Annotated in this window: 11 protein-coding genes and 1 pseudogene; 11 read left to right on the top strand and 1 reads right to left on the bottom strand. The window is 67.9% G+C overall.

Going from position 1 to position 10,541, the window contains the following annotated elements:
• Window positions 1-15 precede the first annotated feature (15 nt).
• Window positions 16-1,218, bottom strand: a complete 1,203-nt coding sequence (locus ABGA94_RS05870) for an MFS transporter (RefSeq protein WP_375366655.1) — start codon at window positions 1,216-1,218, stop codon at window positions 16-18.
• 89 nt (window positions 1,219-1,307) lie between these two features.
• On the opposite strand from ABGA94_RS05870, the gene ABGA94_RS05875 reads away from it, so the two are divergent.
• The 11 genes and pseudogenes from ABGA94_RS05875 to ABGA94_RS05925 all read left to right on the top strand — a co-directional run.
• Window positions 1,308-1,757, top strand: coding sequence for a helix-turn-helix domain-containing protein (locus ABGA94_RS05875; RefSeq protein WP_111127944.1), 450 nt, complete (start codon window positions 1,308-1,310; stop codon window positions 1,755-1,757).
• A gap of 73 nt (window positions 1,758-1,830) precedes the next feature.
• Window positions 1,831-2,958 (top strand): metallophosphoesterase, encoded by a 1,128-nt coding sequence (locus ABGA94_RS05880; protein WP_111127946.1) that lies wholly within the window; start codon window positions 1,831-1,833, stop codon window positions 2,956-2,958.
• Window positions 2,959-3,091: 133 nt separating this feature from the next.
• A complete protein-coding gene (locus ABGA94_RS05885; RefSeq protein ID WP_008265770.1) occupies window positions 3,092-3,775 on the top strand; it encodes a response regulator in 684 nt (227 codons plus the stop codon).
• Entirely contained in the window at window positions 3,772-5,151 is a 1,380-nt protein-coding gene (locus ABGA94_RS05890) for a sensor histidine kinase (protein ID WP_065186713.1), read from the top strand. The genes ABGA94_RS05885 and ABGA94_RS05890 overlap by 4 nt, the downstream gene beginning before the upstream one ends.
• Before the next feature lie 80 nt (window positions 5,152-5,231).
• On the top strand, window positions 5,232-6,068 hold the full coding sequence (locus ABGA94_RS05895) for a carboxylesterase (protein WP_005415777.1): 837 nt from the start codon (window positions 5,232-5,234) through the stop codon (window positions 6,066-6,068).
• Between the two features lies 1 nt (window position 6,069).
• Window positions 6,070-6,429 (top strand): EamA family transporter, encoded by a 360-nt coding sequence (locus ABGA94_RS05900; protein ID WP_375366658.1) that lies wholly within the window; start codon window positions 6,070-6,072, stop codon window positions 6,427-6,429.
• On the top strand, window positions 6,426-6,824 hold the full coding sequence (locus ABGA94_RS05905; protein ID WP_032954032.1) for a multidrug efflux SMR transporter: 399 nt from the start codon (window positions 6,426-6,428) through the stop codon (window positions 6,822-6,824). Before ABGA94_RS05900 ends, ABGA94_RS05905 begins: the two co-directional genes overlap by 4 nt.
• A gap of 10 nt (window positions 6,825-6,834) precedes the next feature.
• The gene (locus tag ABGA94_RS05910) at window positions 6,835-8,037 is read left to right on the top strand and encodes a DegT/DnrJ/EryC1/StrS family aminotransferase (protein ID WP_375366660.1); all 1,203 of its coding nucleotides are present in this window, start codon (window positions 6,835-6,837) and stop codon (window positions 8,035-8,037) included.
• Window positions 8,038-8,211: 174 nt separating this feature from the next.
• Window positions 8,212-8,928 (top strand): MtnX-like HAD-IB family phosphatase, encoded by a 717-nt coding sequence (locus ABGA94_RS05915; protein ID WP_111127949.1) that lies wholly within the window; start codon window positions 8,212-8,214, stop codon window positions 8,926-8,928.
• A 64-nt stretch (window positions 8,929-8,992) separates the two neighbouring features.
• Window positions 8,993-10,393: an aspartate aminotransferase family protein gene (locus tag ABGA94_RS05920; protein ID WP_375366662.1), complete on the top strand. Its 1,401-nt coding sequence runs from the start codon at window positions 8,993-8,995 to the stop codon at window positions 10,391-10,393.
• A 28-nt stretch (window positions 10,394-10,421) separates the two neighbouring features.
• A pseudogene (locus tag ABGA94_RS05925) lies at window positions 10,422-10,541 on the top strand (GNAT family N-acetyltransferase); the annotation flags it as partial.

A 10,541-nucleotide genomic window follows, 5' to 3' on the forward strand; every position in this document is an offset into this window, starting at 1 on the left:
GACTGACAGTCGACTCTACCGACAGTCGACTTTACCGGTCCGTGCGCCAGCCGATGCATTGAACGCCACCACTCCCCACCCCGCCCACCACAGCAGCGCCAGCAACGCGATGCCTGCACCCAGCAGGCACACGGCAGGCCAGCCGTGCCGGGCCTGCATCCAGGGCCCGGCAGCCGCACCGGCACCACTACCCACCGCATAGAACAGCATGTACAACGCCACCAGGCGCCCATGCTGTTCCGCCGGTGCACGCAGCAACAATGCCTGGTTCGAAACATGTAGTGCCTGGCCGCCGAGGTCGAGCACGATCACGCCCAGCAGCAGCAACGACAGCGACTGCGGCAGGCCCAGCAGGGGCCACCACGCAACCAGCATCAACAGCAGCGCGCCAAGACTGACCCGATCGGCAAAACCGCAGTCCATCCAGTGCCCGACCCGCGACGCCATCAATGCACCTGCCACCCCGGCCAGGCCGAGCGCACCGATGGCCGCAGTGGACCACTGCAGCGGCGGGGCCGACAGCGGCAAGGGAGCCGCCGCCCAGAACACGTTGAGTCCGGCAAACAGCAGCAATCCCAGCGGACCACGCTCGCGCAGCGTTCGATCCCGGCGCAGCATGCCCAGCATCGAGCCCAGCAGGTCGCGCCACCGCGGCGGTACCGCGGGTATCGGCACGGCCGGCAGGCGCCGCCACAGCAGTACGGCCAGGGCTGCCATCAGCGCTGCCGACAGCAGATAGACCGCCCGCCAGCCGACGGTGGCCGCGACCGCGCCCGATACAACGCGCGCCAGCAACAGGCCGATGAACACGCCGCCCTGCACCACGCCCACCACGCGCCCGCGCTGCTCGGGCGGCGCTAGCGTGGCGATATAGGCGATCAAGCCCTGGGTCAGCGCGGTGCCCAACAGCCCGGCCAGCAGCATGCCCGACAACAGCCAACCGGCCGTGCGTGCCGCTGCCAGCCACAGCAGGGCCAGCACCAGCGCCATGAACTGCATCCGCAGCAGGCGTCGCCGGTCACCGCGATCGGCCAGCGGCAGCAGGCCCAGCAATGCCAGCACACTGCCGGCCTGGGTTGCGGCCAACACCGCGCCGGCAACCGCCCGCTCCAGCGCGAAGGCCTGTGCCAGCCGATCCAGCAGCGGTTGCGCGTAATAGACGTTGGCCACGCTGGCGCCGGCCGCGACCGCGAGCAGGGTCAGCAATGGGCGGGACATCGATGCGCTCATGATGTAGTTGCAATTTGAAACTTGATGCAGGCTATCGTCATTGGTTTTAAACTGCAACCACATTCGGAGGCCACAGCATGCACGCCAACAGTCCCTGCCCCGTTGCCCGCAGCGCCGACCTGCTCGGTGATCGCTGGGCACTGCTGGTGATCCGCGATGCCTTCGATGGCATCACCCGCTTCGGCGACTTCCAGCGCAGCCTCGGCGCCGCGCGCAACATCCTCAGCGACCGCCTGCGCCGGCTGGTCGAGGCGGGCATCCTGCAACTGCAACCGGCCTCCGATGGCTCGGCCTATCAGGAATACGTGCTCACCGCCGCGGGCCAGGCGCTGTTCCCGGTGCTGGTCGCGCTGCGCCAATGGGGTGAGCGCCATCGCTTCGACGCGGGCGAGGCCCATTCGCAGCTGATCGAGTCCAGCACGCGGCGCCCGCTGCCGTACATGCAGCCGCGCGGTCGCGACGGTCAGCCGCTGCAGGCCGCCGCCACCCGTGTGCGCAAGCTCCGGGACGACGGGCACAGCGCCTGACCCGCCCATTCGCGCACACCGCGACCCGGTCGCGCCGGTTAGCATCGGATGTTTCCGCCGCCGGACACCGACGATGTCGCGCTTTCGCCCTTCCCTGATGACCGCCCTGCTGCTGCCGTTGCTGGCCTGCAGCGCCGGAACCACGCAGGCGCGCGAGGTGGCCGCGCCCGCCGACCACGTGCAGGCCGATGGCCCCTATGTGTTCCGCCAGGGCGACCGGGTGCAGGCCAAGTGGATCTGTGCCGACAAGGTCGAATCGCGCACGCTTGCCTCCGGGGCAACAGGGACCGATATCGCACCGCGCTGCGGCTACGAACACACCGTGCATGTGGCTGCGCCGAATGCAGCCTCGGTCTCGGTGCTGCCGGCCACACCGCGCATCGTCGCGCTGTCCGACATCCACGGCCAGTATGGGCTGCTGGTGCGCCTGCTGCGTGCCCATCACGTGATCGACGCGCAGGATCGCTGGGCGCTGGGCAAGGACACGCTGGTCATCGCCGGCGACGTGTTCGACCGCGGCCCGCAGGTGACCGAGGCGTTCTGGCTGCTCTACGGCCTGCAGCAGCAGGCGGCCGCCGCCGGTGGCGCCGTGCACTTCGTGCTCGGCAACCACGAAACCATGGTGCTGTATGACGACCTGCGCTACGTCAACCCGAAGTACCTGCGCAGCGCCCAGCTGCTGGGCCGCAGCTACCCGCAGCTGTATGGCGCCGACTCGGTGATCGGGCAGTGGCTGCGCACCCGACCGGTGCTGCTGAAGATCGGCGATACCCTGTTCCTGCACGGCGGCATCTCGCCCGAGGCGGTGCGGCTGGCGCTGGACCCGGCACGCACCAACGCGGCCTATCAGGCCTCGCTGGGCCTGCCCAGGGCCGAAGTGAAGGCCGACCCGGCCACCGCACCGCTGTATGACGGCAAGACCAGCCCGATCTGGTACCGCGGCTATTTCGATGGCCGCCTCGACACCGCGGGTGTGCAGGCCGTACTCGACCGCCTGCAGCTCAAGCGCATCGTGGTCGGCCATACCTCGATGCCACATGTCAGCAGCTTCCACGGCGACCGCGTGATCGCCATCGACAGCAGCATCAAGAACGGCGAGAACGGCGAACTGCTGTTCATCGAGGAGGGCAAGCTCAGCCGTGGCCTGCTGGATGGCTCCCGGGTGCCGCTGGCGCGGGGTGAGCCGGGGCTGCAGGACTGAATGGAGGGACAGCGTGACGGCGCCAGGAGGTGCCGGCGCGCTCCACCTTCACCCGGTTTGCGGCTACCCTTCGGCAGCCGAGAGGCCCGCCCCGTCCAGCCGGTGGGCCTGACCGTTACAGGAGCCCCCGCGCATGCGCGTTCTGATTGCTGAAGACGACCCGGACATCGCCTCCGGCCTGTGCGCCTCGCTGCGCCGGCAGGGGCACGTGGTCGACCACGTCGACAACGGTGCGCACGCCGATGCAGCACTGGGCTCGACCCAGTACGCACTGCTGGTGCTGGACCTGGGGCTGCCGCAACTGGATGGCCGCGACGTGCTGCAACGACTGCGCCAGCGTGGCGATGGCCTGGCGGTGCTGGTGGTGACCGCGCGTGACGGCCTGGCCGAGCGGGTGCGCGTGCTCGACCTCGGTGCCGACGACTATCTGGTCAAGCCGTTCGCACTGGACGAATTCGAAGCCCGCGTGCGTGCACAGCTGCGCCGGGTCACCAGCAATGGCAATCCGGACCTGCGCATCGGCCGCTTGCGCCTGGACCTGGCCGGGCACCGCGTATGGATCGACGACCAATCACTTGAACTGACCGCACGCGAGTTCGGCCTGCTGTCGGCGCTGGCGGTGCGTGCAGAGCGCATCGTGTCACGCGCGCAGCTGGTGGAAGCGCTGTGCGACTGGGGCCAGGACCTGACCGACAACGGCCTGGACATCGCCCTGCACCGCCTGCGCCGCAAGCTGCAGCCGGGCGGCATGGGCATCCGCACTGTGCGCGGGCTGGGCTACATGCTGGAAGACGCGCAGGACGACAGCGCCCCGTGATCAGTGGACCGCCCAGCCTGCGCCGGCGCCTGCTCGCGTTCCTGGCGTTGCCGATGCTTGGCCTGCTCACCTTCAATACGATCCTGGCCTATTACGTTGCGCTGGACTATTCCAACCGCATCCACGACCGCAACCTGATCGACGACACGCACTCGTTCGCACAGATGCTGAGCACCATGCCGGTGACCAGCGACCTGTCTCCGCAGGCGCGCTTCCTGATCGAGTACGAGCCCGACGGCCATCGCTATTTCAACGTGGACAGCAGCCGCCAGGGGACACTCAGCGGCAATGCGGATTTCAGTGCCTACGCGCCTTCGCAGGAATGCACCGGCGTGGACCCCACCCTGTACGATGGCATTCTCAACGGCCAGCCGGTGCGCATGGCCACCGTCTGCACGCGTGCGATGAACGATCCGCAGGACCAGCTGGCGGTGACGGTGGCCGAAAGCATGGCCGAACGACGCCAGCGCGCGCGCGAAATCCTGATGATCATCATCCCGCTGATGACCATGCTGGCGCTGGGCACCGCCGCGCTGGTCTGGTTCGGGGTGACCCATGGCCTGCGCATCCTGACCCCGCTGAGGACCCGCCTGGCGCAGCGCCGCGGCGAACTGGCACCGATCTCCGATGCCGACGTGCCCGAAGAGATCCAGCCGCTGATCAGCACCATCGACGATCTGTTCGCGCGCCAGGCGGAAATGATCACCCTGCAGAACCGTTTCATCGCCGACGCCGCGCACCAGCTGCGCTCGCCGTTGGCCGGCATGGCCCTGCACGTGGACCAGGCACTGGCGCATGGCGACCCGGACACGGTGCGCGAGGCACTGCAGCACATCCGCCGGCTCAACCAGCGCACCGCGCGGGTCAGCACCCAGCTGCTGGCGCTGAGCCGGGCCCAGACCGTGCCGGAGACGGTGGAGGCACTGGACCTGTGCGAACGGGTGCCGCAGTGGGTCGGTACACGCGTGCCTGAAGCGATCCGCGATGGCATCGATCTGGGTTACCGCGGCAGCCCCCAGCCGCTGCGCGTGCTCGGCAACGGTGCCCAGCTGCAGGAAGCACTGGACAACCTGATCGACAATGCGCTGCGCTATGCCGGCCGCGATGCGACCGTTACCGTCGGTGTGCACGCGCTGGATGACAACGACGTCGAACTGTACGTGGAGGACAACGGGCCCGGCGTACCCGAGGACGTGATGCCGCGGCTGGGCGAGCGCTTCTTCCGCGCCCCCGGCACCACCGCCAGCGGCACCGGCCTGGGCCTGGCCATCGCCCACGAGGCGGTGGAGCACTTCGGCGGGCGCCTGACCTTCCTCAACCGCCCCGGCGGCGGACTCAAGGTCGCCATCACACTGCCGCTGCTGAAGGCCCCCTGACCCGGACCGGGGCGCTGAAAGGCTGGCGAAAATCGCGGTTGCGATCCTGACCCTCCCCACTGCCGTCCCGGAGCCGCCAGGTGACCGACTCGCACGACTTCTTCCTCCCCGGTGGCCCGCAGGGCGTGCTGCTGGTCCACGGCCTGACCGGTACCCCGGCGGAAATGCGCATGCTGGGCAAAGGGCTGAACAACGCCGGCTTCACCGTACACGGCGTGCAGCTGCCCGGCCATTGTGGCACCGTGGATGACCTGCTGGCGACCACCTGGGAACAGTGGTACCAGGGCGTGGAAGATGCGGCGGCAAGCCTGCGCGGCAAGGTCGACCAGCTGTTCGTCGGTGGCCTGTCGATGGGCGCGGTGCTGTCGCTGGCACTTGCTGCTCGACGACCGGACTGGGTGTCCGGCGTCGGCGTGTATGGCGCCACGTTCCGCTACGACGGCTGGAACATACCCGCTGTCGCCCGCCTCTCGTTCCTGCTGCCGTGGTTCAAGCGCTTCAACATCGGCCGCGACCGCATGTTCATGGAAGAACCGCCGTACGGCCTGCGCGACGAGCGCCTGCGTGCACAGGTCAGCGCCGCCATGCTGTCCGGCGACAGCGCGGCGGCAGGCCTTCCGGGCAATCCCTGGCACGCGCTGGCCGAGATGCGTGCGCTGAGCAACTGGACCCGCCGCCACCTGCACCAGGTCACCGCCCCGTGCCTGGTGATGCACGCCCGCGAAGACGACGTGGCCAGCATGGGCAATGCCGAACTGGTGATGTCGCGGGTCAGTGGCCCGAAGGAACTGGTGGTGCTGGAGGACAGCTACCACATGATCACGATCGACCGCGAACGCCGCGAGGTGATCCGCCGCAGCGCGCGCTTCTTCACCGGGATCGGTGAACGCAGCGGCGTCCTCAAGGCGGTGGCCTGAGATGGGGGCACTTGCCACGCTGCTGTGGCTGGCCAATGTCGTGCTCGATACCGGTGGCCAGCTCGCCTTCAAGGCCGCCGCCAGCGACCCGCAGGAGGGCGAGGGACTGCAGCGCTGGAAGCACATGCTCAGCCGCCCCTGGCTGTGGATCGGCATCGCCTGTTACGTGCTTGAGTTCGTCGCCTGGATCGCCTTCCTGTCACTGGTTCCGCTGTCCAAGGGCGTGCTGCTGGGCTCGATCAACATCGTGGCGCTGATGATCGCCGGCCGCATCCTGTTCCGCGAGAAGCTCACGCCATTGCGGGTGACCGGGATGCTGCTGGTCACAGCAGGCGTGGCGGTGGTGGGGGTCGGCTCATGAGGCGCCTGTATGTGATCGGCTTCCCCCTGCTGATGGCCTTCGACACCCTGGCCCAGCTGTGCTTCAAGTACGCCGGCGATGCTGCGCTGCCGGTCGAGGCCAACACCACCTGGCTGCTGCGCGTGCTGTCGCAACCATGGGTGTACGGCGCCATCCTCGGCTACGTGGGTGCGTTCTTCACCTGGATGAGCCTGCTGCGGCATGCGCCGATCGGCCCGGCATTCGCGGCCTCGCACCTGGAAGTGATCAGTGTGCTGCTGCTGTCGGCCTGGCTGCTGAAAGAGCCGCTCACCCTGCACCACCTGGTCGGTGCGGTACTGATCGTGGCCGGCATCGTCTGCCTCGGCCGCGCGGAAGCGGACGACCCGCACAGCCCCGCCGAAAGCACCTCGTGAGCGGGCTGCGATGAGCCTGTTCGCGCGCGAACTGCCACCGACCGCCGGCCTGCCGATGCAGGCCAGCGACTTCCTTCCCGGTGGTGGTGACCTGCGCGGGATCCTGGCCAACCAGCTGGGCACGCCGCCGCTGCAGCTGACCTGTTCCGGCACGCACGCGCTGCTGATCGCCCTGCGCACCTTGCGCAAGCGCGCACCCAGGCGCGACACAGTGATCATGCCGGCCTACACCTGCCCGCTGGTGCCGATCGCGGTGCACAGCCTCGGCCTGCGCGTGCAGCTGTGCGATACCCGGCGCGGCCACTTCGACTTCGATCCCGGCCAACTCGAACGGTTGGCCGATGCGCGTACGTTGGCCATCCTGCCAACCCACCTCGGCGGTCGCATCGCCGATGTCGAACGGGCCTGCGACATCGCCCGCAGCGCCGGCGCCTGGGTCATCGAAGATGCCGCACAGGCGCTGGGCGCACGGGTGGGCAACAGCAGTGTCGGCCTGCGTGGCGACATCGGATTCTTCAGCCTGGCCGCCGGCAAGGGGCTGAGCCTGCACGAAGGCGGCCTGCTGGTCAGCCGCGATGACGAACTGCGCGCCGAACTGGCCGAGCATGCCGCCGAACACGTGCGCTTCAACCTGCGCTGGGAGCTGCTTCGCAGTGTGCAGCTGCTTGGCCTTGCCGCCTGCTATCGCCCCTCGCTGCTGTCGCTGGTGTACGGCAATCCGCTGCGCAGCGCACTGCAGCGTGGCGATCTGGAAGACGCGGTCGGTGACATTTTCCCGCTGGACATACCGCAGCACCGGGTCAGTCGATGGCGACAGAACATCGGTGCCCATGCCGCGCGGCGATTGCCGGCGTTCCTGCAGGCCGGGCGCCTGCGCGCACTGCAGCTGCGCGTGCAGCTGGCACAACTGCCGGCGGTGGAGGTGGTCGATGGCCTGGCCGGTAGCGGCGGCACCTGGCCGATGCTGATGCTGCTGCTGCCCAGCCAGCGCGCGCGCGATGCCGCGCTGGACGACCTGTGGCCGCGCGGCCTCGGTGCCAGCCGCATGTTCATCCATGCCCTGCCCGACTACGCCTACCTGCGTGGCATCGTGCCGCAGGAGGACGTGCCCAATGCACGTGACTTCGCCGCACGCATGCTCACCCTTGGCAACAGCGCCTGGCAGACCCGTGAGGAGACGGGCGAAATACTGCAGGTCCTGGCCCGCGCCTGACCCGCACGTGCGCGCGTGGCCTGCGCTCCGCGCATTCATCCATGTACTTTCCTGAACGCTTTCCCAGCCCGTCAAAAGCGCCTTTCAACAGGAAAGGAACGAGAAAGGCGGCCTGCCTACATTGAGCCTGCCCCGGCAATGTGCCGGACGCCTTTCTCATCGACGGACCTGCCCATGCACTGGAGCATCCTGTGTGACTTCGACGGCACCATCAGCCTCGAAGATGTCATCGACTCGCTGCTGGAAAAGTACGGCCAGCCGGGCTGGCAGGAACTGGAAGACCAGTGGAAGGCGGGAAAGATCGGCTCGCGTGAATGCATGCAGGGCCAGGTGCGGCGGCTGGAACTGGATCCGGCCACGCTTGATGCCCATCTGGACCAGGTGCAGATCGATCCAGGTTTCGTCGCCTTCGTCGCTCGCACCGAGCAGCTGGGCCTGCCACTGCGCATCGTCAGCGACGGCCTGGACTATGCGATCCATCGCATCCTCGCCAACCACGGCCTGGCGCAGCTGCCGGTGGTGGCCAACCACCTGCGCTGGTGCGATGACCACTGGGAACTGGAATCGCCCTACCAGGCCGAAGGCTGCCGCAGTGGCACCTGCAAATGCGCCTGCGCCGCGCAGGCGCGCGCCAACGAAGCACCGCGCGTGCTGATGATCGGCGACGGCAGCTCGGATTTCTGCGTGTCCGAAGACGCCGACTTCGTGTTCGCCAAGCGCCGCCTGATTACCCATTGCACGAATGCCGGCATCGAGCATGCCGCCATCGACACCTTCCACGATGCAATCGCACTGCTGCCGCGCTTGCTCGATGGCAGCCTGCTGCAGCCACGTCGCCTCGACGCCAGCCCGCAGCCCGCCGCACTGCCCCTGCTGCTTGCCACCGCCTGAGCACTCCCTTGCAGGCGCGCTCCCCTGTTACCCCTTTCGAACGTCCTTCACGGAACCGAACTGCATGAACATTTTTGACAAGAACGCCGCCGCCGCTGCCTCCGATGCGCAGCTGCTGGCCGACGAAGCCCGCTACAGCTCCTTCGGCGATACCGTCCACTACGTCGATCCGCCTAAGATCTTCCAGCGCGGCGAAGGCAGCTACATGTTCGACGACGCGGGCGTGCCCTACCTCGACCTGCAGATGTGGTACTCGGCGTGCAACTTCGGCTACAGCAACAAGCGCCTGAACGATGCACTGAAGGACCAGATCGACACCCTGCCGCAGGTCGCCAGCCAGTACCTGCACCCGACCCGCGTGCAGCTGGCCAAGACCATTGCCGTGGACATGCGCGAGAAGTTCGGCCTCGACGGCCGCGTGCACTTCAACGTTGGCGGTGCGCAGGCCATTGAAGACTCGCTGAAGATCGTGCGCAACGCGCGCGGCGGCAAGAGCCTGATGTTCGCCTTCGAGGGCGGCTACCACGGCCGCACCCTGGGTGCGTCGTCGATCACCTCCAGCTACCGCTACCGCCGCCGCTACGGCCACTTCGGCGAGCGCGCGATGTTCATCCCGTTTCCGTACCCCTTCCGTCGCCCGAAGGGCATGACCCCGGACGAGTACTCCGACCACTGCGTGTGGCAGTTCGAGCGCCTGTTCGAAAGCGAGTACAACGGCGTGTGGGATCCCAAGGTCGGCCAGGCCGAGTACGCCGCGTTCTACGTCGAGCCGATCCAGGGCACCGGTGGCTACGTCATCCCGCCGCGCAACTTCTTCACCGGCCTCAAGCGCGTGCTGGACAAGTACGGCATCCTGATGGTCGTCGATGAAATCCAGATGGGCTTCTGGCGCACCGGCAAGCTGTGGTCGATCGAGCACTTCGGCGTGACCCCGGACGTGCTGGTGTTCGGCAAGGCGCTGACCAACGGCCTGAACCCGCTGTCGGGCCTGTGGGCGCGCGAAGAGCTGATCAACCCGACCGTGTTCCCGCCGGGCTCCACCCACTCCACCTTCAATTCCAACCCACTGGGCACCCGCCTGGGCCTGGAAGTGCTGAAGCTGGGCAAGGAAATGGATTACGAGCGCACCGTGCCGGAAAAGGGCGCGTACTTCCTCGACGGCCTGCGTGGCCTGCAGAAGCGCCACCCGGAAATCGGCGACGTCGACGGCCTGGGCCTGGCGCTGCGTGCGGAAATCTGCCAGGCCGACGGCTACACCCCGAACAAGGAGCTGCTGGACCGCATGGTCGACATCGGCCTGGCCGGTGACCTGCTGCACGACGGCAAGCGCATGGGCCTCGTGCTCGACGTGGGTGGCTGGTACAAGAACGTGATCACCTTCGCGCCGTCGCTGGACATCAGCTACGAAGAAATCGACCTGGCGATCACCCTGCTCGACCAGGCGCTGACCAAGGCCAAGGGCTGAGGTCGATGCGCTGCCGGTTCCCGTGCCGATGGAGATGACGTCACGCCCATCCAGCACCGCGCTGGAACCGACCGCGCTGCTGGAGGGCTTCCTGGCCCACCCGCCGCTCGGATTCGAGGCAGGCCGCCTTCCCAGCGGCCTGCCGCCC

Source organism: Stenotrophomonas sp. 3diitr2024 (assembly GCF_042136455.1).
Taxonomy (GTDB): Bacteria; Pseudomonadota; Gammaproteobacteria; order Xanthomonadales; family Xanthomonadaceae; genus Stenotrophomonas; species Stenotrophomonas sepilia.